Raw genomic sequence first — 21,201 nt, 5'->3', positions numbered from 1 at the left:
AAGACAGTTGAAATAAAAAAGAGATTACCACCAAATTTGACGAAGAACCAAAAGAGGTGTGTTTTCATAGTTCTTTTTCTTTAGTTCGACATCATGTTGATGTAACAAAGATAAAGAACAAGAGCTTGAAAAAAAGTTTTTTCCTAACTCTTTTGCCTACAAACGATTGCGGGAACGTTCCCAAAATCTGCAAACGTTACAAAAGCATTACACAAAAGCAAATGGGATTCGTATTTTACTCCAATATTAGGATTTATTGTTTGAAATCAATATCTTTGCTTTGATTTAAACCATCATTCAGCATGAAGTATATAACCATAAAAGACATCGCTCGACATTTGTCAATATCCGTCTCCACAGTATCTCGTGCATTAGGAGATGACAAGAATATCCGTAAAGAAACGAAAGAAAAGGTGATAGAAGCGGCTAAAAGATTGGGATATAGACCAAACCCTGTAGCAATCAACCTTAAATACGGACATACTAATACCGTGGGAGTGATCGTTCCTGAAATGGTTACACCGTTTGCTTCACGAGTAATAAACGGAATACAAGAAGTGCTTCACACCAAAAATATAAAGGTGATTATTGCAGAGTCCGGAGGAGATCCGGAAAAAGAAAAAGAGAACCTGCAACTGATGGAAGGATTCATGGTGGATGGCATCATCATCTGCCTTTGCAGTTATAAAAGGAATAAGGAGGAATATGCTCGTTTACAGCAAGCGGGAATGCCTATGGTGTTCTATGATCGTATTCCCTATGGACTTGAAGTTCCGCAGGTAATAGTGGACGATTATATGAAGTCATTCTTTCTCGTAGAAAGTCTGATCCGAAGCGGACGCAAACAGATTGTTCATATACAGGGACCGGACGATATTTACAACTCCATAGAACGTGTCAGAGGATACAAAGACGCTTTGGCTAAATTCGGGATTCCTTTTGATAAGAATAATATGCTGATAAAAACCGGTATGACTTTTGAGGAAGGGAAAAAAGCAGCGGATATATTAGTGGAAAGAAATATTCCTTTCAATGCTATTTTCGCTTTTACGGAAACATTGGCTATTGGAGCCATGAACAGATTGAGGGAACTTGGAAAAAAAATACCCGAAGAAATCGCCGTAGCCAGTTTTTCAGGAACTGAACTTTCCAACATAGTCTATCCCAAATTGACTACAGTAGAACCGCCTTTGTACCAGATGGGGAAAAAAGCTGCCGAACTTATTTTAGAGAAAATCAAAGATCCGGCATCTCCCAATCATTCAATCGTGTTGGATGCGGAAATCAAAATGCGTGCATCGACGCCACGTTTGGAGGTATATTAATGACTTATCTACCAGATATTATATCTTAATACTTTCCTGAAAAACATACCGAAGTTACAAAAGTTTGCTGAATAGTAATCTTTTACGATACCAACAAAAAAGAAGAGTTCAGATTTATACAGTTTTGAATCATTCAATGCTCTTTCTCTATAATACGTCCAATTCTTCCACCTCCTTCACTTTTCTTCTGTATGGCCGATAAACAAGCAGTTTGTAGGTGAATAGCCGCCCCTTCACCTGCTCTTCATCGTGAATCAAATCAAATTGCAGCCTCCAGATTCCACCATTGAGTAAAATTAGTAAAGCTATTTCGTAATTAGTTTCAACCTTGTTTGAAACTAAAAGTTTCAAGGCGGGAAACACTTTGTTTCAAGTAGCGAAACGAAGTGTTTCTCGGTGTGAAACAGATTGTTTCAAGCCTTGAAACTATTTTTGAAACTACTCGCTACAAGTGAAGAGATGGTGAAATTGTTACTCTTCACCCGCAAACTCCTTATTCATCGAAGAGACAGAGAAAAGGTGAAGGGGGGCGTATAATACTCAAAAGAAAAACTAAAATGTAACAGAGATTTTCTTCAACCGTTTACGCGCAAACAATGCCAACACAAACACAAGACAGACTCCCAGTCCCCATATCCACAATAAGAAATCTCCTCCTTCGGTTTTTCCATAAGAATGCAGACCGCTTAAATAGTAATTCACTCCGAACCAAGTCATGATAACGGAAAGAATAGCTACGACCGAAAGCAGATTAAAACACCAGTCGGTCTTTCCTTTCAGAAGAGGAATGAAACGGATATGAAGCACCAATGCATAAACAACGATTGAAATCAATGCCCAAGTTTCTTTGGGGTCCCAGCCCCAATATCTACCCCAGGAGACGTTGGCCCAGATGGCCCCTAGAAATGTACCTGCGGTCATAAAGAACAGGCCGAGGATTATTGCCATTTCATTCAGTAATGTCAGTTCACGGATGCGGAACTGGAGTTTCAACCGATTGGTGGCGGAAAGCAAATTCATCAATACAAGGTTAAATAGTCCTGTCAGTGCGCAAAGCGCAAAGAATACATAACCGATCATGATAATAGCGACATGAGACATTAGCCAATAAGACTGGAGTACCGGAACCAAAGGAGTGATTTCCGGATTCAGGTGGTTCAGTCCTGCCACAAAAAGCATGATTCCACCTAATAGTCCCGCTAATGCGGGAAGAATACGGAATCGGCAGGCAAACAGAAGTCCGCTACCTACCAGCATCCAAGAAGTGCATACCATCGACTCGTAAGCATTCGCCCAAGGCGCGTGCCCGCAAATATACCAACGTAGCAAGACACCTGCCGTATGCGTAAGGAAGGCGATTGCCAGAAGAGCGATCAGAATACCACTTAGTTTTCTCCCCCATTTGAAGTCTGCAATAATCTCTCCGCAAGCAATGAAAAGTAGGATGCCGCCCAAAATCAGGTAAGCCAAACGACACCAGAAAAATAGATTCAGCTGATTATAGAGAAGTTCGGCTCTCACTTTCTGATTGTCAATAGTGGGAACTTTAGCCTTTGCCTGTTGGAAGACATTCATCATTTCGATGATTTTATCGGCTTCCTTCCAGTTGTTGGAACGAACTCCGTTTCCTAACTCATAGATATACCAATCCATGATTTTTGTTACAAACAAAGAGTCTTTCCCGTGAAAAGCACTTAAATCATCACCCGGTGAATACCATTTTCCCTGCGAATCATTTCCATCCGGGAAAAGAGGTAACAACTGGTGTTGCATGATACGATAGACGATATTTACCGATTCATCCAGTTTCAATAAATCCGAGTCCAGCCGTTTTCGTTCCGAAGCCGGTTTGGCGTAAATCGTGTTCATTTCATTTGCCAGGATATAGTTGCCGTCTGCATCAAACACATCTTGCCAGGCAATGTATTTACCATCCCTGCCGAAGCGTTGAAGGAGTTCTTTATTATCGACTTTGATAAAAGGAAAGGCTCCCCACTCATCGGGAAAAGAAAGCAGATTCAGAAAGAATTGATCCGAATCCATACCGTTTAGTTGATCGGCTCCATACAATTTGCGTAAGATGGCAGATGTATAACTGTTGACGGGTTCGAGACGTCCGTTTGGATTAAGCACTACCAGACTACCGAATTTTTCGGCATGTAAAGAAGAAACACAAGGAAGTTGCGAAGCAACAAGAGGGTGTTGCACTGCTATGGGTGATTGCTGCAAAGAAACAGATTTTTGTTGTGCACTCAATACCTGCATACTTGATATTCCGGATAAAATCAGGAAGAACAACAAACAGAAAGGGGCATTATTTTTCATTTCTCCCAACTCTTTACGTAATCGTCCGAAACGGGATTTCTTACTGAACAGCGTAAATACAAAACCAACAAACAACAGGAAATATCCGGTATACGTAAGTTGCATACCAGGACGATCGTAGCTCACAGACAACACAGTACCCTGTTCATCGGGATCGAACGAAGACTGAAACAGACGATAACCATCCACATCAATCACTTTATTCATTCGAATGGTTGCCTGCAAAGGAGATTCATTCTCTCTCTTAATCACCAAGTCACTTTCATAAGACATCGGACTATGAGAACCCGGATAACGCTCCAACCTAAAATCATTCAGCGTGACAGAGAAAGGCAGGGAAGTCTTTTCCATCCCTGCTCCCTCATCTTTCATCATGCTGTTTGCCGTTTCCCCCTCACGGATATGCATGATACCCGTCACTCCGACATAGTGAGTGACAGCAGCCCCCAACCAAATAAAAAGAAAAGCTCCATGAAAAATCAGACTTCCTTTACTGATTCTCTTGAAATAACTTCCCTGAAGGAACATAGCCGATAGATTAACTGCCTGCAATAACTGTAACAGTATAAACCAGGGAGCATAATAAAAATACTCGCGGGCAATGGCGGGGCCATAAGAGTTTTCCACAAAAGTGGTTACTGCCAATATCAAGGCATAAAGTCCCGCTAAGATGTACATCAATACCGGTGAAGCTATCAGTCGAATCAGTTTCATCTGTTTTTCTTTTATAATAAACAATGCTTTTACAAATAAGCAATCCCTTCAATTTCTATCAACAATTCCTCTCTGCATACATCCGCATAAAGATAAGCAATAGGAAGATCCGGACAAAGTCTATCCAGGTCTGCTTTCACAGCGGGCGCATCTTCCTCATTCTTCAGATATACACGAAGGAGTCCTAACTTACCGGAATGTTCTGGCAAATTTTCTCTTCCCTCCTCCAGTCCGATCAAATGCTGGATATTTTCAAGAGTGATTTCCGTTTGCGAAAGTACATCTCCGGTCGTTACGCTTTCCTCGCCACGAATGGCAGCCGTGCCGGAAATATAAATCACTTCCTGTCGACGGTCGGACACAGACTTTCCCCTTTCGAACTTCGGAGTTCCTTTCTCCGTATCCGCCCGATGACTAATCAATACCTCATCTGAATAAACATGAGCAGCCCGTTGCCAATCATTATCCAAAGGAACGATATCCACTTCTCCGCTGACAGCATTGAAATCAATCAGTATGCCTCCATATTGTGTGCCAATCCCGGTTGCTGCCGGATAGCCTGATTCCCATGCCGAAGAAGCATAAAACAGAGTGCGCACATCATTAAAATCCTGATAACACTGATTGCCATGTGTAATATCGGTGATACGTTCCAGATAATTCCACTGACGGACAATGTCACCGAAATTCATCTGTTCCGCTTTCAATATCTCTTCAGCCTTTCTGAATGCTTGTTCCGATTGTTCGCGAACAGGAAGATTCAAATCATCCGCACAAAGTCCTCCTGCTATTATCTCCCGGTAGTGAGGAGTCACGATCCGCAGGTAACGGACAGAGGAAGAAGTAAACTGTTCTTCTATTGTGAATGGCTCATCCACAGCTTCTACCAATGAATGTACCTCCATCACTAAGTTCGCCACCAACGGTTTTTGAGCCACAAGCGAAACGACCGGACGGGGAGAAACGAAATGCCGCTCCACCCATTGTTCCAGAAAGGAACGTTGAAACTTGTATTCCTGATTATCCGTACAGTGTGTAAAGAGTACAAAACGGACCACTCTCTCTTCCCGGACGGCGGATGAAAGTAATTCTTCCGCCATCTGTTCCCAACTGTTTCCTTCCGCTTTATACAAATTACATTTTATTCGATGATACTTCATAGTGCAAATTTCAATGTTTTTTCTTATGATCTTTATTTTATTAATGATAAGAGGTAACACCTGCCGGAATATCCATACTATAAACAGAAGACATGGTTTTCAAGCCCGGAGTATTTTCCAAAGAATAAAGTATCTTCTTTTGCCGGTCGACCAACAACATGTGTACTTTCTCTTTCGGATTTACATGTCCCGTCCAGTTTGTAATCAGGAAACGTCCGTCGGAGAAATACTGAAAACCTCCCAAAAACTTCAACGGTTTGCCGGGAATATCCGCATTCGATAATTCCCAAACTGTCTTTCCTTCTGCCGTTACTTCGATTAGTCGTGGATTCTGATCTTTATCCGCTACAGCAATCAGTGTATGTCCGTTAGGCAGGCGGGTCAATGAATGTGGTCCGCCGGGAACATCCAGGTTCCACACCACTTTTCCGTTCATATCATACTCCGTCACACACTGCGGACCATAATGCGCCACCAGAAAATGGCCGTTATCCAGACGCCGTGCATTACGCATAAAAGCAAATCCTTTCTCTTTCACTCCTTCCGGCAGGATGCATACTTCTTTCACAATCTTACCTTTAGGAGAGATTTCCAACATACGGCCTGTGATACATTCGCCCACAAACGTATTTCCATTCTTCAACCGTTGGCAGGCAAAGACCGGACTTTTAGATTCATAATGAAAGATGGTATCGTTCTGACGAGTCATTTCGAGTACTCCATGTCCGGTGGTGAAAAGGATATTGCCATTAGGCAATACCCATAGATCATTGGAATCGGGGGCTTTGTGTTGCCACACGATTTGATTATTTTCCATCACGAAGACAATTCCTTGCGAATAATCCGTTCCTGCAAACGTTTTTGTCTGCGCAGACAAAAATGCCGGAAACAGAAAGGCCAGAATCGCAATATATATTCTTGTCATAAATATAAATTCAAAATTAGTTTTATATAAAAGATTTTTCAGGCACGGATGAAGTTCACTACAGAGACAATACGTACTCCTCCAACTCTTCCAGTTCTTTTTCGGAAACTGGTTTGTGAGGTCCGTGTACCTTAAGCATATCTTTCATCGAATAGCTACGACCGTCATACAAATAAGGAGCTGTACGCCAGCACTCATTCAAAGCCGGAACGTCCATCGACAAACCTTTATCGGGTCCGGTAGTCCAATCTACCTTATACTGTTTCTGGTCCGTGTAATATTGTCCGGAGTGACAACTTGCACAGTTTTCCTCAAAAATCTTCTTTCCCCTTTTCGCTTTCGCAGAAAGTTTGCCATTCTGAAGATAAGGACTGGGCAGAGGTTTCAGAGACTTCAGATATTCGTCGATAGATTCATAGATTTCATCTTCTCCTTCCATAAACAGAATATACTTCACTCCCGAACGTACCGCAACTTCGGCATTCTTACGAATACCGGTCGCCATACAAGGCGGAGTCTGATGCGAAAGCAAGAGAGTTTTCGTATTCTTCGGATTACCCATGCCATCATTCAGCAAATCCCAGTTAAGCCCGTCCATACGTGCATCATTCGGATGGCAGGTTGCACAACTTTGCCAATTTTGGAAACAAATGGTCGCATCATGGAAATACATATCGCCTTTACCTACTTTAGTGAAAGCCAACGGAGCACCCAAAACCTGCTTCTGCACGTTCTTGCCGTTCAAATCCATAGACACCAGTTCCGATGTATAATAATTGGCTGTATAAATCTTACCTCCTGTGGCAACCACCGAACGCGGACCTTTTCCCTGTGTAGGAATGAAGTCACGGATACCATACAGGAATCCCGCGTCATTGGGTATATTACCCCATGCTTTCATAGAAGGAGTGACCATTTCTCCCTGCTTTGCCTTGGCAAGACGTTCGTGCAAAGCAATACGATCGATGCGCACCAATTCCTGACTGCCGGCAGCCGCTACAATGATTTGTTTATCATCCGGAGTAACAATGACCGACCACGGATTGGCCGCTCCTTTTTGCGGAGTATCCAGAATAACGGAAGTCAGCCACTTCTTTGCTTTCAAATCAATGATAGACAATGTATTGGTAGCCATCCATCCTCTATCCAACTGATTGGTAGGCAACTGATAACGGGAGATTAAATGAGTGACATACGCAAAAGTATGATTCTTGTCCACTGCTACCGACTTCACATCCGTAGAGCCGTTCGGAAGCATGATACGTCCCGAAACCTTTTTCGAAAGTACATCGACCATGTCAAGTTGTACAGCAATCGGATAAGCCGTAGAAGGCATTTCCGGCAGATTATTAGCAATCAACAGGCAGGAATCACTCGCAAAGGCAGCCATCGACACAGGTTCACGGCCGACAGCGATTTTAGTTTTCACCTTACGGGTTGCCGGATCAATCTCCCAAAGTTCGTTGTTGAACCGTTGCGTCACCCAAAGAGACTTTGACAACGGATTATACAAAATGTCTGAAGGAGTAGCTCCGCTTTTTGTTTTGGATTGTACCGAAAGTTTCTTCCCGTCCAATTCGTACATCGTACCGTAGTTTCCGTCGCATACCACCCAAAGTTTACCATTCGCATCCTGCGTCATGGCATTGACAGGAGACGAGAAAGAGACTTTCTTTTCCATTTTCTGTCCGTCGGACGACATCTTGATGAGTTCACAGCCTGCCCTGTTTGTTACAAACAAGGATTTCCCGTTGTCTGCCAAAAACAAACGGTCCGGTGAAACCGTCGTTTCCGCTTCTTGCCAAGACGCACAAAGAAACAGAGCAGCCATACCAACAGGTATCAATATCTTCTTTTTCATTTTTTCTCTTGTTTAGTTTGAAGGGATTGAATGTATTGACGAATATTCTCCTGATCTTCCGCACGGGCTGCTTCCCGCTTCTTATCATAATAGTTGTAGAAGTCGAGATCCTTTTGCGACCAGTTGTTCGCTTCGCGGTAGTCTCCGATAAAAGGTACAAGCAAGTCAATCCAAAGAGCCACTTTTCGTATTTCCTGCGGAGTCAACTTAGTACCTCCATGTCCGCTTTCCAGACGTTTAATCAGATTACTCGTGTTAGAACCTGCAAAATAAGGGGGCAGCAATGTAGGTTCAGACAAAGCACTGATCCAGTTTACTTCCGGATGGTGTGCATTACCTCGCCATGCTCCTCCGTCTTTATTCTGGGTAGCATGGGTCAAACTCAAATACGAATCCGTATATTTTCTTTTGCTTGGTTTATCCATTACTTTCAATTCACCTTTCAAGCTCATTGGCTGCTTCACTCCATCGTGACAAGAGATACAATGTCTGTCCCAGATAGGCTGGATTTCTTTCAGGTAACTGAAATTGCGTTCACCCATCTCATCTTCCGGAGCCAATGCCTTGATACCTTTGTTCATGGCCATAGATACCGGATGCCCTGCTACGGGAACCGTATTCTTATGCTCGTGGCATCCTACGCAACTCTGCACCTCGTTCGGTTGCAAAGTAGACCAGCTACGCATCGTCTGCACGACACGTCCGTTTTCATCCAATGCCTGAAAATATAGAGGTTTGCGTGCAGGCACTTTAAAGAAAGCAGAACCATCGGGCTGTACTTCCGTCACACCCAACACTCTCTTCACGTCCCAAGCTGCATTACCTACTCCTACAGGAGAGCTCATGATAGCTCCTCCCCCTTTATCATTACCATTCACTTCGCCTACACCCGCTGCACGGAACTGGATTTCTACCACACGCAACTGTTTGATTGTACCCGGCTTCACTCCTTTCAATCCGTTACCTTCGTAGATATTCTGCATGTAATATACACCCTCATTCTTTGTATAATCTACCGAAGACGAACGGCGGAACGGACGTTTGCGAGGAGCAACCAATACAGGTTGATTGCAGGATATACGCGTATCAGAAACCAACAACTCACGTTCTCCGTCCGCATTCATCCAGTAAACGCCAAATTCCATCGGATGTCCGACGTAATAGCCCAACGGAGTATAGGAAATTAAAAATTCCGTCTCACTCAACGGGAAAGGGTGCTGAAACTGATCGGTAAACTTCCCGTAGCCGTCAATACGTTCCGGTTCCGGCTTGTGAACCGGAGCTACGAACATGACACCTTCATTCTCATCACGTCCGGCTTCGGGATCTATAATACCCAATTTGCCATGTTGAGGAGTATGGTGTCCCATAAAAACTCCCATCAACTTACGAGTGCCGGGGATTTGGCGGATCTGTGCCACCGTTGTCGGGAACCAGCTGTTCATTCCGTAATATTCCGCCTGCCCTGTTCCATCGGGATTCATCTGGAAAAGAGGTTGCGCCCATACCTGTCCGCGGTCATTGTAGTCCCAACGAGTATAAACCACACGACCGTCATCCAACAGAGTCGGAGTGACAGTGTGCACCTGATCGAAACCGACCTGACGCATATAACGTCCTTCCCTATCGCAGAGATACATATTGCTGACTTCCGTAAACCAACAATCTACCGTGCTTCCACAACGGGTAGAGTTGAAAAGGATATTATCATCCGGCAAGTAAATACCTTCAATATCGGCATGTCCTTTTCCAAAAGTCAACTGTTTGATTTCACGTGTCTTCAAATCCATTTCATACAGATGAAAGTCATCCTCCTTACGGGACTTCTTCCAGGAGAAAAGCAAGTGTTGACCGTCGAAGTGGAGGTTCGGATCACGAACCACTCCTTCTTCATCTGTCAACAGCGTCTCTACTTCCGCCCAAATTCCATTCATCTTCAATTTCGCCAACGCACCGCCCGCAATGTAGTTGCATTCAGCACGGGCATCCGACACTCCTTCGGTATAAGCAAAGAAAGAGGGACGCAACGTTCTGTACTTTGTGAAAACAATCTCCGGTTTATCTGCAGTGAAGGCTTCCAAACGCTTGATACGTCTTTGTTCACACGCTTTCAGATAAGACAGGAAAGCCGATTCGATGCTTTCCGGAGTATTAGTCACAGTAGCTTTGATGTTTAGTTTCTGTAAACGCACGGAAAGTTCCTGATTAAAACTCTTATTAAACCAGTCTACATCACCCGTTGTTCCATCCTGTAACCACCAGTCGTAATAAACCGGATAGACACGCGTCAATCTCCGGTGCACGGCTTTTATCTTGTTTTCTGTTTCTTCCTGATTATCTTTCTGTTTTATCGCCTGAATTTCCGCGTATTTCTTCTGAATCTCGACGATAAAACCTTTCGCGTCGGTAGGCTGAAGGGAAGTGTCTTTCGTCTGCCATGCTACGATGGAGAGGAACACACAGCATGCCATCCCACACTTCAACAGCTTCATTAATTTCGATCTTATCATTTTATCTTCTTATTTACCTTAAATTTACCTTCCTGAAAAAAGAACGATTACAAACCTTTCTTCAGCTCCTTATAGGATTCTACAATCTGAATACCGCTTGATGTACCAATACGGGTAGCGCCCGCCTGAATCAATGCCAACGCAGAATCCAGATCACGAATACCACCTGCTGCTTTCACTCCGATAGTAGGTCCTACCACACGACGCATCAATGCTACATCATGCACTGTTGCTCCTGCCGTACCGAATCCGGTAGAGGTTTTCACAAAATCCACTCCGGCTTCTTTAGCTATACGACATACGGTTTCTTTCTCTTCATCCGTCAGATAGCAAGTTTCAAGAATGACCTTACAGATCACACCGGCAGGTTTGCAGATAGAAACCATGTCTTCAATTTCTTTCTTTACGATTTCAGTCTGTCCTTTCTGTAAAGCACGAACATTAATGACTGTATCTATTTCAGTAGCACCTTTAGCAATGGCATCACGGGTTTCAAATGCTTTGCCCTCTACTGTGTTCTGTCCCAATGGAAAACCGATAGCGGCTCCTACACGCACTCCCGATCCTTCAAGCAACTTCACACAAGTTTCTACTTCCGCAGGATTGATGGCTACCATCGCAAACTGATACTGACGGGCTTCCACACAAAGTTTCTCAATAGGCGATGCATCACCGAAAGGTTTCAGGAATGTATGGTCGATCATACCTGCCAACTGTTCTACTGATAATTCTGCAATCACTTCGTTTATATTCTTCTTTTCCATTATTTTGAGTCGTTTAACAAGTTATTATAAATATGTTGTTTCTTAAAAAGTCAATACGCATTTCAATACTTCACCCCGTTTCACGGCAGCAAAGGCTTCTTCTATTTCTTCTATCGCAAAGCGATGCGTGATAAAGTCGGATGCAGAAAGTCTGCCCTCTTCAATCCATTGTGCCAATGTGGTCATTGCCGCCTTTTCTTCGGAACGGGTAGGCCATTGATGCATGTGCAGGTCGAAGTTATAAGGAGCTTTCGATAAGTCGAAAGTTGGATTCTTAGTCATGACGCCATAGACACAAACATCTCCACCCATCTTCACTAATGGTAATACGGAATTTACGACTACATCCAGTCCTACCGCATCAATGACAGCATCATAAGAGCGATTAGCCGCGGCTATAAATTCCGGAGTACTGATTTCGGCGGGTGTATATCCGTTGTCTGCTCCCATCCGACGGGCTACTTCCAGTTTAGCGGGAAGCATATCGACAATATCAATCTGTCCCAGACCGAACAATTTACCCAACTTCACAAAGCTCAATCCTACAGGACCGGAGCCTACTACGATCACCTTTTTCCCCGGAGTCAGATTGAAATCCTTGAAAGCTCCCAACACTTCGCGCCAGGTACAAGAGATGACTGCTTCTTCCGGTTGCACATGTGAAGGGACTGTGTTCTGAATCTCAAAACTGTCCCAGCATCCCTGTTCAGGTGTAGCTAGTCCCTCTTCTTTCAGTACTTCAAAGTCATTCACTACTACATATTCGCTGAAACCACCCCAGCCGCTATCGACACCTTGCGCACCAAAATCGGAAATAAGACCACCAATAGCACGGTCGCCTACTTTAAAGTTACGTACTTTTTCACCGACAGCCACTACTATTCCGGCATTCTCATGTCCCAAAGCCAATGGATAAGTATCCACTCCGGGGAATTTTCCGGCTATCAGTTTACTGTCAGTCGCATTACACAAAGCAACCATTTCTGTTTTCACCAATGCCTGATAAGCATTGATTACAGGAGTTTCCACCTGTCGTATTTCAATTTTGCCGGGAGCCGGCACTATTACTGTTTTCATTTGATTATTAGGTTTTATATAGAATCTAGTTCAGTTTTTGCAATTTCAGTATACATATCGCACAAAGCGTGATAAGCTTTATCAAAAACAGGCATCCAAGCCTCATACTTCTTCACGTTTTCCTGAATCGGCTGCACGGTCTGTTCGATACGGACAAAGCGGTCTATCACAGAGAAGTCTTTAAAGACTCCCGCACCGATACCTGCCAGAATAGCCGCTCCCATCGAAGTTGCCTCTTCCAGATAATTAGGTACACGGATTTCTGCCTGATAGATGTCTGCCATCATCTGGCGCCATACAGGATTCTGCGCACATCCTCCAATCACCGTCACCTGGTCGATGGGAACGTGTTTGCGGAAGATATTGACGATAAATCCCAGATTGAGGGTAATTCCCTCCATCACAGCACGTAGCATATCACCATGTGTATGCCCCAGCGTCAGACCGATAAATGCTCCTTTGGCGTCTACATTCCAACGGGGAGTACGTTCACCAAGCATATAAGGTAGAAATAGGAGTTTATTGGCACCTATTGGAGAGGAAAGAATCTGTTCGTCAATCAGTTCGAACACGCTACGTCCGAGTTGAGTAGCCAATGCCTGCTCGTGCTGGCAGAGTTGGTTAATCATCCAGTTGTAGGAAGAGCCTGCCGCCTGCATCGTTCCCGACGGATGCAGCATGCCCGGCACTACGTGCGCCCAGTTCATGGTGCGGCGTTGTTCGTCTACAATCGGTTTTTCTACTGTCAGAGCTACCCAGGAGGAAGAACCCAGATAGTTGTATGCGCTACCCGGAGCCACACAGCCGACGCCTACTCCGGCACAACTACCGTCGCCTCCACCACAGATTACGGGTGTTCCGGCAAGCAGTCCTGTTTCACGGGCAGCTTCGTTGGTCACCTCACCGATCACGTCGATAGATGAACGGACTTCCGGGAATAGGGAAAGATCAAGTCCGGCAGCTTCTATGATTTCTTCACTCCATTGCCAACGGTTCAAGTCGTAGGCGTTAGTACCCGAAGCATCCGAGGGATCAGTGGCTAGAGTACCGCAGAGACGGAAATTGATATAATCCTTGGCATTCAATATCTTGGCTGTCTGTGCAAAGATTTCCGGTTCGTGTTTCTTTACCCACATCAGTTTCTCGATGGAATAGGAAGCACTGATCCGGTGTCCCGTGATTTCATAGAAATGAAGAGGGTCTATCTTTTCAGAGAGGATCATCTCTTCTTCCTGCGAACGCTAGTCGCAATAAAGCATGTGAGGACGAAGCGGGCGACCGTTTTTATCCACACAAAGACAGCCCATCATTTGTCCGCTAAGTGCCACACCGGCAATATCAGCGGGAGATACCAGTTCGAGAAGTGCTTGTGTAGTGTCTACAATGGCTTTCCACCAATCGTGCGGATTCTGTTCCGCCCGGTTGCCGGAAGCGTAATCTGTTGGGTAAGCGGCCGTGCGAGAAGCAATCAGCAATCCCGATTCGTCGAATAAGGTTGCTTTATTACCGCTGGTACCCAAGTCATGTGCTAATATATACATATATGATTTTTCTTCTTTTCAGTTAATAGAGTTAGAGTGCCGCATTCGTGTATCCGGTAAGTCCTACGAAAATACCGCCGACAATACCACCCAGAATAATCACCAGCCAACGGGGAAATGCTTCTTTCAACAGTCCTCCGCGTGTTCCTTTCGGTGCGCAAAGTACGTCGGACAAGATAAATCCCATTGCAATCGCCCATCCCATATCTACCCAGGGAGCACTACCACGATTTCCCTGATGAATCAAACAGAATTGCATCGGCAAGCCTTCGGCGTCATTCAACAATCCGGTAGAAAAACCGAATCCGGGCAATTTGTGATTGACTACCCAAAAAGTACCGATAATAAGGGCGGCTGCCATAAATCCACCTATCGGACCAAAGTCCTTTACTAATTTAGGCCAGCTCATCAGCACTGTAAAGGTGACGGCAAAAGCTCCGAAAATAGAAGTGATGATTCCGGCATGATACATACCGAAAAACTCATTATAAGTCTGTAACCATTCGCTCATTGTTCTTTCCTCCTTAATTTATCTTCCGGGCACAATCGCACGAACGGATTTTCCATACTAGTATTCCTGCCAGGGCACCTCCTATCAGACAACAGATTAAGGTGGGTACCGCATAAAAGAAGTTGGTTATATCGCCCTGAAAGCGGACAATTCCCCAAGCGATTCCGGCAGAACCGATGCACCATCCTTGGTCCAACCATATTTTTCCCGGAGGATTGAGGATGGCTCCATGATAGTGATTCATATACCACATAATGCCGATAATCAATGTTGCCGCCAGCCAGCCTCCCATCAGGCCGTATGTCTTCCAAAGTTCCGGCCAGATGCCAAATGCAAATCCACCACAGATAGCGGAGCCGGCAAAGGTTGATAGATATTTTTTCATGTTATTTAATGAGGTGTATTCTTTAATTAATAATGTTTTTCACACACGGATTACACGGATAACACGGCTAAGAGTCACCTAACGGCATTTAAAACCATGGAATCCGCGTAATCCGTGCCTAGTTCCTATTCTTTTTCTTCCAATGACAGTTTAGCCAATGTAAAAGGCTTGTCATGCGCAGTGTTTACCTTATCCGGTCCGGTTACCAAGTCGAAACAAGATACGATTACTTGTCCGTTCCACACGATAGGTTCGCCCGGCTGATCCAAACCTCCGTCGCTACCGTCACAATCAGGACTTTGAGCAATGCGCTGAATCTTTCCATCTTTATCAATGCGTGCTACCGCATTTGCCGAGAAGTCTGCTACCCAGATATTTCCTTTATCATCTATGCACATTCCATCCGTCGTGCGTAACTGGGTGGTATCTTGTGCCCATACATCATTACTTACCACTTTACCTTCCGCATCCATCTTAATGCGATGAACGGCACCATCACCGAAGTTTCCTACAAAGAGATCGCCCGCTTCATTAAATACGATTCCATCCAATCCGTATTGCACTTCAGGATTCTTCGTGATAACAGTGGTAATGAGATTTTTATCTTCGAATGTATTCGTAACTGCCACATCACGGTCATTCATATCAAAACAATATACCCCACTGACAAGCAATCCCGAAGGATCTTTGATTTGTGATAATGAACTTTGAGTGACATACAATTTCCCATTACGGATACGAAGACCGTTTGGGTGTTCCATACCGGATGCTACAGTGATTGTTTCTTTCAATTGACCGTTATCAAACTTCAGGCAAAGAACGCGTCCTTTATTCTTCGCTTTCTCTGCTCCGCTCCAACCTTGATTATCGCAAATAAACAAGTCGCCTTCTTCATTAAAAGCAATCCCCATCGGAGAAGCCCAACCGGTTTCTTCCAATACAGGAACATCGAGCCACTTCGTTATCTTGCCATCTTTAGTGATACGCATCAGACAAGCAGGTTGTGTAATATCTGCAAAGTTCGGACAAGCCAAAATTAAATCTCCATTGGGAGCGACAGCCATTCCGTCCGGTGTCGGACAACAATCCGGCAGGGTTGCAAACAATTCACTTTTCTGCGGAAGAGTATTCTCTCCACTTTTTTGTTTTGGAGAAGTACATTGAATACAGGTTGTTCCTATCAAAGAAGCGGTCACAAGAGATAGTAAATAATACTTTTTCATGGTTAGATAATACAAATGTTTATGTTTATAATTTGAGTCCGTTAGTTCGGTACGCAAACATACTGGTATTTATCAGCAAAGAAGGAAAATGACAATTCAATAAAGGACAAAATTTGTTCAATATGACGCAGAAACAGCTAATTTGAGCGATGAATAGAGAGATAAATACTAGAATATGGAAGAATGGGAAGCGGGATATGGAGAAAGTGAAAATAGAATACGGAGAGAATAGAAAAACAATCCTTTGTAAAATAACATATACGAGATGCCTTTATAAGTATGTCATCATAATCAGTTTATATGATATATACCTTATATTATTATAAGCAGTCTGTATTCGCTTCCTATGCAATGCTCCACTTTTCCCTCCGTTCATAGCTAATTTAGGCTAAAAAGAACATTTTCTCCCGAAAAGTTTTTGTAATATCAGAGTTAATCGTATTTTTGTGTACAATTTTGGTGTAGTGATGACAGAAGAAGAAAAAAAGTTATTGAATTCCTTTGAAACGCAACTACGGCATTTGATTTATTTGCACGATGAACTTAAGCGTGAAAATGCCGAGTTGAAGAAGCTTCTCGAAAATGAAAAGCTGAAAAACGAGAAGGTACAAGCTCAATACGATGAATTGGAAGTCAGCTATACAAACCTAAAAACAGCTACGGCAATCAGCCTTAACGGCAGCGACGTAAAAGAGACGAAGCTGCGATTGTCAAAATTAGTGCGTGAAGTCGATAAATGCATCGCTTTGTTGAATGAATAAGAAGAAGATGTATGAACGATAAAATAAAGATAAACCTGCAGATAGCAGACTCAAACTACCCGTTAACCATCAACCGTGAGGAAGAACAAATGGTACGGGAAGCCGCCAAGCAGGTAAATATCAGGCTTAATAAGTATCGGGAAGTCTATAAAAATCTGGAACCCGAAAAAATTATTGCCATGGTAGCCTATCAGTTCTCGTTAGAGAGACTGCAATTGATGCAACGTAATGATACCAGCCCCTATGTGGAGAAGGTAAAAGAACTGACAGAATTGCTGGAGGATTATTTTAAGGAAGAATAAATCCCGACCGGCTATTCGCTGATAAGAGATAAAACAACCACGCACTGCACAATATCCAAGCAAAAATAATTGCTTTGATATTTGGCGGTGCGTTTTTATTTATATACTTAAATTAAATGTAGAATGATAGCAATAATAGCAACAGCAATTGCTTGCTTCATCGTAGGAGGAGTCCTTTCATATATACTATTCCGGTATGTACTGAAATCCAAATACGATAATGTCCTGAAAGAAGCGGAGACGGAAGCGGAAGTAATTAAGAAAAACAAGCTGCTGGAAGTGAAGGAGAAATTCCTGAATAAGAAAGCAGACCTTGAAAAGGAGGTAGCATTGCGGAATCAGAAGATTCAGCAAGCGGAAAACAAGTTGAAGCAACGTGAAATGGTACTTAGCCAGCGTCAGGAAGAAATCCAACGTAAAAAGATGGAAGCCGAAGCGGTAAAAGAGAACCTGGAAGCGCAACTTGTGATTGTTGATAAGAAAAAAGAAGAACTCGATAAACTGCAACAGCAGGAAATCGATAAACTGGAAGCAATCTCCGGATTGTCTGCCGAAGAGGCCAAAGAACGCCTGGTAGAATCACTGAAAGAAGAAGCTAAAACGCAGGCACAATCATTCATCAACGACATTATGGATGATGCCAAATTAACTGCCAGCAAAGAAGCTAAACGTATCGTTATTCAGTCTATCCAACGGGTGGCTACGGAAACTGCCATTGAAAACTCTGTTACAGTATTCCATATCGAATCGGATGAAATCAAGGGACGTATTATCGGACGTGAAGGACGTAATATCCGTGCTCTGGAAGCTGCTACCGGTGTTGAAATCGTTGTAGACGATACCCCGGAAGCAATCGTTCTTTCTGCCTTCGACCCGGTTCGCCGTGAAATTGCCCGTTTGGCCCTGCATCAGCTTGTGACTGACGGACGTATCCATCCGGCCCGTATCGAGGAAGTGGTAGCTAAAGTACGCAAACAGGTGGAAGAAGAAATTATCGAAACGGGTAAACGTACTACCATCGACCTGGGTATCCACGGTCTACATCCTGAATTGATCCGTATCATCGGTAAGATGAAATATCGTTCTTCATACGGTCAGAACTTGTTGCAGCATGCACGCGAAACAGCCAACCTTTGTGCTGTGATGGCATCGGAACTGGGACTGAACCCGAAGAAAGCAAAACGTGCAGGTTTGCTGCATGATATCGGTAAAGTGCCCGATGAAGAGCCGGAATTGCCGCACGCATTGTTGGGTATGAAACTTGCCGAGAAATACAAAGAAAAACCGGATATCTGCAACGCTATCGGTGCTCACCATGACGAAACAGAAATGACCAGTTTGCTGGCTCCTATCGTACAAGTATGTGACGCCATCTCCGGTGCACGCCCGGGTGCACGCCGCGAAATCGTAGAGGCTTACATCAAGCGTCTGAACGATCTCGAACAACTGGCTATGGCTTATCCGGGTGTAACAAAGACTTATGCTATCCAGGCAGGGCGCGAACTCCGTGTTATCGTTGGTGCGGATAAGATTGACGACAAGCAGACAGAAAGCCTGTCAGGCGAAATCGCTAAGAAGATTCAGGATGAAATGACTTATCCGGGACAAGTGAAGATTACCGTCATTCGTGAAACACGTGCGGTTAGTTTCGCTAAATAAAGAAACCATTCAAAAGAAGATTCATATAAGGGCGAAGAAATTCGCCCTTTTTTAGTATACGACTATGGAAAAGTATCAAATTGAGATTTGTACGAATTCAGTGGAAAGCTGCCTGGCTGCACAGGAAGGTGGTGCCAACCGCGTGGAATTATGTGCCGGAATACCGGAAGGCGGGACAACCCCTTCCTATGGTGAAATAGCCATTGCAAGAGAAGTACTGACTCATACCCGCCTGCATGTTATTATCCGGCCACGTGGAGGAGATTTTCTTTATTCGGATATAGAAATCAGAACAATGCTGAAAGACATCGAAATCGCACGGAGATTGGGGGCAGACGGAGTCGTATTCGGTTGCCTGACAGCAGACGGCGAAGTAGACTTGACATCAATGCAGATCCTAATGGAAGCCTCTAAAGGGCTGTCAGTCACCTTCCACCGGGCATTTGACGTATGTCGTAATCCTCAAAAGGCACTGGAGGAGATCATAGAGCTGGGATGCAACCGTATTCTGACTTCCGGGCAGCAACCTACGGCTGAACAAGGTATCGGTCTTTTAAAAGAATTGCAAGGACTGGCTGCGGGAAGAATTACGTTACTTGCCGGCTGTGGAGTAAATGAAAATAATATTGCGCGGATTGCGGCAGAAACCGGAATCAATGAGTTTCATTTCTCGGCACGCGAAAGTATTCAAAGTGAAATGAAATTCAGAAATGAAGTTGTCTCAATGGGAGGAACAGTACATATCAACGAGTACGAACGAAATGTGACTTCCGTGCGAAGAGTCAAAGAAACAGTGGAGGCTTTATATAAAGGAATGTAAGTTATCGCCTCTCTACTATATACTAAGAAATGGTGAACATACAGCTTTAAGCCTTTTGTTCACCATTTCTATTTTGCATTACCACCAGCGGTATCAAGAAAAACCGCTATACCTTTATTTATAAATAAGGAATCACCGTAATATAAATACCTGTAATAATAGCCGAAGTAATTACTCCCGAGATATTAGCTCCCAAGGCATCTCCCAAGATGAATGAGTCCGGATTATCTTTGCTTACAATCTTTTGTGCAACCTTTGCGGTAGTCGGCACACAGCTAACAGCCGCAATACCGATGACCGGATTGTAATTACCCCGTTTAATAATATACATGATATATCCTCCGATTATTCCTCCGATACCGGAAAGTAATAATGCTACAATGCCTAATACTAATAGTTTCAATATCTTCGGATCGAGCAGCAGATGTGCATCACAAAGTACACCCAGCAACACGCCCAACATAAAAGTCGATCCATAAAGTAGCGGACCGCTCACAAAATCATAAATGTGTTTCATACCCGACTCACGAACAGCAACCCCCAGGAACAAAGAGAAGAACAAAGGAGAAGCTACCGGGAATAAGAAACAGAGAATAGCACAAAGAACAGCAGAGAAAGCCAGTTTCACTTTGGCATCGTAATTCTTCGGAGCCTTCTTTGTCACCATCTTAATAGAACGGAAACGTTTGGGAACCAACAGTTTCACAAGGTAAGGATAGCCTCCATACGTCAATCCTAAATAAAGATAGGCAACCACCGTAATAGGCACAAACAAATGCTTTGCCAATGCCAGTGAAGTAAACAATACCATCGGTCCGTCTGCTCCACCTACCATAGCCACTGATGCACTTTCTTTGAGAGTCAGGCCGAGAGCGAAAGCAATAGGAACTGTCAGGAAAGTGCCCAATTCTGCACACAGAGCAAGGAATATACTTGCAAATGGTTTCTGAAGCAGGAATCCGACATCCAAAAGCGTCCCGATACCCATAAAGACAAAGCAAGCTATGAGTCCATTACTAAACGTCAGAGTGTAAACAGGTTGCAGGAAATCTATCTGCATGGTATTCATTAATTGATCCGTATCTGAAAGCATTGGATCAAGAAAGAGGTTACCCAGTGTGCCGTCGGGCATAATCAGTGTTCCGCAGTTGATAGCTACCATTCCCAGTCCCATAGGGATCATCACCATAGGTTCGAGGATACCTTTCCAACCTAAATAGATTAGTAACAGACCGAGCAGTGCCAGAAAAACTCTTGCAGAAGCAAGTACCCATCCGCTTGCCATCATTGTACCAATACCTTGAAATAAGGTAGCAAAATCTATATTTTCCATAAATT

17 protein-coding genes and 1 pseudogene are annotated in these 21,201 nt (G+C 43.8%); 5 read left to right on the top strand and 13 right to left on the bottom strand.

Annotated features, from left to right (window positions below):
- The first annotated feature begins 302 nt into the window (after nt 1-302).
- Nucleotides 303-1,325 (top strand): LacI family DNA-binding transcriptional regulator, encoded by a 1,023-nt coding sequence (locus DWZ47_RS24340; protein ID WP_004313409.1) that lies wholly within the window; start codon nt 303-305, stop codon nt 1,323-1,325.
- A 147-nt stretch (nt 1,326-1,472) separates the two neighbouring features.
- On the opposite strand, the gene DWZ47_RS24335 is transcribed toward DWZ47_RS24340, so the two are convergent.
- The 12 genes and pseudogenes from DWZ47_RS24335 to DWZ47_RS24280 form a co-directional block, all read right to left on the bottom strand.
- Nucleotides 1,473-1,676, bottom strand: a complete 204-nt coding sequence (locus DWZ47_RS24335; RefSeq protein WP_004313410.1) for a hypothetical protein — start codon at nt 1,674-1,676, stop codon at nt 1,473-1,475.
- A gap of 201 nt (nt 1,677-1,877) precedes the next feature.
- Entirely contained in the window at nt 1,878-4,364 is a 2,487-nt protein-coding gene (gene ccsA, locus DWZ47_RS24330; protein WP_117514982.1) for a cytochrome c biogenesis protein CcsA, read from the bottom strand.
- Between the two features lie 29 nt (nt 4,365-4,393).
- On the bottom strand, nt 4,394-5,524 hold the full coding sequence (locus DWZ47_RS24325) for a PTS cellobiose transporter subunit IIC (RefSeq protein ID WP_117514980.1): 1,131 nt from the start codon (nt 5,522-5,524) through the stop codon (nt 4,394-4,396).
- Between the two features lie 40 nt (nt 5,525-5,564).
- Entirely contained in the window at nt 5,565-6,449 is an 885-nt protein-coding gene (locus tag DWZ47_RS24320) for an aryl-sulfate sulfotransferase (RefSeq protein WP_117514978.1), read from the bottom strand.
- A gap of 58 nt (nt 6,450-6,507) precedes the next feature.
- Nucleotides 6,508-8,310 (bottom strand): c-type cytochrome, encoded by a 1,803-nt coding sequence (locus DWZ47_RS24315; protein ID WP_117514976.1) that lies wholly within the window; start codon nt 8,308-8,310, stop codon nt 6,508-6,510.
- Nucleotides 8,307-10,820 (bottom strand): hypothetical protein, encoded by a 2,514-nt coding sequence (locus DWZ47_RS24310; RefSeq protein ID WP_117514974.1) that lies wholly within the window; start codon nt 10,818-10,820, stop codon nt 8,307-8,309. The genes DWZ47_RS24315 and DWZ47_RS24310 overlap by 4 nt, the downstream gene beginning before the upstream one ends.
- 47 nt (nt 10,821-10,867) lie before the next feature.
- Nucleotides 10,868-11,584 carry a deoxyribose-phosphate aldolase gene (deoC, locus tag DWZ47_RS24305; protein WP_117514973.1) on the bottom strand — a complete coding sequence of 239 codons (717 nt, stop codon included), beginning with the start codon at nt 11,582-11,584 and terminating at the stop codon, nt 10,868-10,870.
- A 42-nt stretch (nt 11,585-11,626) separates the two neighbouring features.
- On the bottom strand, nt 11,627-12,661 hold the full coding sequence (locus DWZ47_RS24300) for a zinc-dependent alcohol dehydrogenase (protein WP_009000614.1): 1,035 nt from the start codon (nt 12,659-12,661) through the stop codon (nt 11,627-11,629).
- Nucleotides 12,662-12,675: 14 nt separating this feature from the next.
- Nucleotides 12,676-14,202 (bottom strand): annotated as a pseudogene (xylB, locus tag DWZ47_RS31320) (xylulokinase).
- Nucleotides 14,203-14,233: 31 nt separating this feature from the next.
- The gene (locus tag DWZ47_RS24290) at nt 14,234-14,713 is read right to left on the bottom strand and encodes a Lin0368 family putative glycerol transporter subunit (RefSeq protein ID WP_004304749.1); all 480 of its coding nucleotides are present in this window, start codon (nt 14,711-14,713) and stop codon (nt 14,234-14,236) included.
- A 13-nt stretch (nt 14,714-14,726) separates the two neighbouring features.
- Nucleotides 14,727-15,098, bottom strand: coding sequence for a Lin0368 family putative glycerol transporter subunit (locus DWZ47_RS24285; RefSeq protein ID WP_004304747.1), 372 nt, complete (start codon nt 15,096-15,098; stop codon nt 14,727-14,729).
- Nucleotides 15,099-15,223: 125 nt separating this feature from the next.
- A complete protein-coding gene (locus DWZ47_RS24280; RefSeq protein WP_117514971.1) occupies nt 15,224-16,321 on the bottom strand; it encodes an SMP-30/gluconolactonase/LRE family protein in 1,098 nt (365 codons plus the stop codon).
- Between the two features lie 467 nt (nt 16,322-16,788).
- Between DWZ47_RS24280 and DWZ47_RS24270 the strand changes: the two genes are divergently transcribed.
- The 4 genes from DWZ47_RS24270 to DWZ47_RS24255 all read left to right on the top strand — a co-directional run bounded on the left by DWZ47_RS24270 (nt 16,789) and on the right by DWZ47_RS24255 (nt 19,863).
- Nucleotides 16,789-17,082 carry a hypothetical protein gene (locus tag DWZ47_RS24270; protein ID WP_004313411.1) on the top strand — a complete coding sequence of 98 codons (294 nt, stop codon included), beginning with the start codon at nt 16,789-16,791 and terminating at the stop codon, nt 17,080-17,082.
- A gap of 11 nt (nt 17,083-17,093) precedes the next feature.
- Complete coding sequence (locus DWZ47_RS24265) at nt 17,094-17,384, top strand: cell division protein ZapA (protein ID WP_004304741.1); 291 nt, start codon at nt 17,094-17,096, stop codon at nt 17,382-17,384.
- A gap of 123 nt (nt 17,385-17,507) precedes the next feature.
- Nucleotides 17,508-19,043 (top strand): ribonuclease Y, encoded by a 1,536-nt coding sequence (gene rny, locus DWZ47_RS24260; protein ID WP_004313412.1) that lies wholly within the window; start codon nt 17,508-17,510, stop codon nt 19,041-19,043.
- 64 nt (nt 19,044-19,107) lie between these two features.
- Nucleotides 19,108-19,863: a copper homeostasis protein CutC gene (locus tag DWZ47_RS24255; protein WP_115484312.1), complete on the top strand. Its 756-nt coding sequence runs from the start codon at nt 19,108-19,110 to the stop codon at nt 19,861-19,863.
- Between the two features lie 118 nt (nt 19,864-19,981).
- On the opposite strand, the gene DWZ47_RS24250 is transcribed toward DWZ47_RS24255, so the two are convergent.
- On the bottom strand, nt 19,982-21,196 hold the full coding sequence (locus DWZ47_RS24250) for a sodium ion-translocating decarboxylase subunit beta (protein ID WP_117514969.1): 1,215 nt from the start codon (nt 21,194-21,196) through the stop codon (nt 19,982-19,984).
- Nucleotides 21,197-21,201 lie beyond the last annotated feature (5 nt).

It is taken from the genome of Bacteroides sp. AF32-8BH, assembly GCF_003435205.1.
Lineage (GTDB): Bacteria > Bacteroidota > Bacteroidia > Bacteroidales > Bacteroidaceae > Bacteroides > Bacteroides ovatus.
This window is presented reverse-complemented; position numbering and strand designations above follow the sequence as displayed.

Bases quoted from the DNA above. Each gene is read 5' to 3' on its own strand.
- DWZ47_RS24340 (WP_004313409.1), top strand. From the start codon at position 303: ATGAAGTATATAACCATAAAAGACATCGCTCGACATTTGTCAATATCC.
- ccsA (WP_117514982.1), bottom strand. From the start codon at position 4,364: ATGAAACTGATTCGACTGATAGCTTCACCGGTATTGATGTACATCTTA.
- DWZ47_RS24325 (WP_117514980.1), bottom strand. From the start codon at position 5,524: ATGAAGTATCATCGAATAAAATGTAATTTGTATAAAGCGGAAGGAAAC.
- DWZ47_RS24320 (WP_117514978.1), bottom strand. From the start codon at position 6,449: ATGACAAGAATATATATTGCGATTCTGGCCTTTCTGTTTCCGGCATTT.
- DWZ47_RS24315 (WP_117514976.1), bottom strand. From the start codon at position 8,310: ATGAAAAAGAAGATATTGATACCTGTTGGTATGGCTGCTCTGTTTCTT.
- DWZ47_RS24310 (WP_117514974.1), bottom strand. From the start codon at position 10,820: ATGATAAGATCGAAATTAATGAAGCTGTTGAAGTGTGGGATGGCATGC.
- deoC (WP_117514973.1), bottom strand. From the start codon at position 11,584: ATGGAAAAGAAGAATATAAACGAAGTGATTGCAGAATTATCAGTAGAA.
- DWZ47_RS24300 (WP_009000614.1), bottom strand. From the start codon at position 12,661: ATGAAAACAGTAATAGTGCCGGCTCCCGGCAAAATTGAAATACGACAG.
- DWZ47_RS24290 (WP_004304749.1), bottom strand. From the start codon at position 14,713: ATGAGCGAATGGTTACAGACTTATAATGAGTTTTTCGGTATGTATCAT.
- DWZ47_RS24285 (WP_004304747.1), bottom strand. From the start codon at position 15,098: ATGAAAAAATATCTATCAACCTTTGCCGGCTCCGCTATCTGTGGTGGA.
- DWZ47_RS24280 (WP_117514971.1), bottom strand. From the start codon at position 16,321: ATGAAAAAGTATTATTTACTATCTCTTGTGACCGCTTCTTTGATAGGA.
- DWZ47_RS24270 (WP_004313411.1), top strand. From the start codon at position 16,789: ATGACAGAAGAAGAAAAAAAGTTATTGAATTCCTTTGAAACGCAACTA.
- DWZ47_RS24265 (WP_004304741.1), top strand. From the start codon at position 17,094: ATGAACGATAAAATAAAGATAAACCTGCAGATAGCAGACTCAAACTAC.
- rny (WP_004313412.1), top strand. From the start codon at position 17,508: ATGATAGCAATAATAGCAACAGCAATTGCTTGCTTCATCGTAGGAGGA.
- DWZ47_RS24255 (WP_115484312.1), top strand. From the start codon at position 19,108: ATGGAAAAGTATCAAATTGAGATTTGTACGAATTCAGTGGAAAGCTGC.
- DWZ47_RS24250 (WP_117514969.1), bottom strand. From the start codon at position 21,196: ATGGAAAATATAGATTTTGCTACCTTATTTCAAGGTATTGGTACAATG.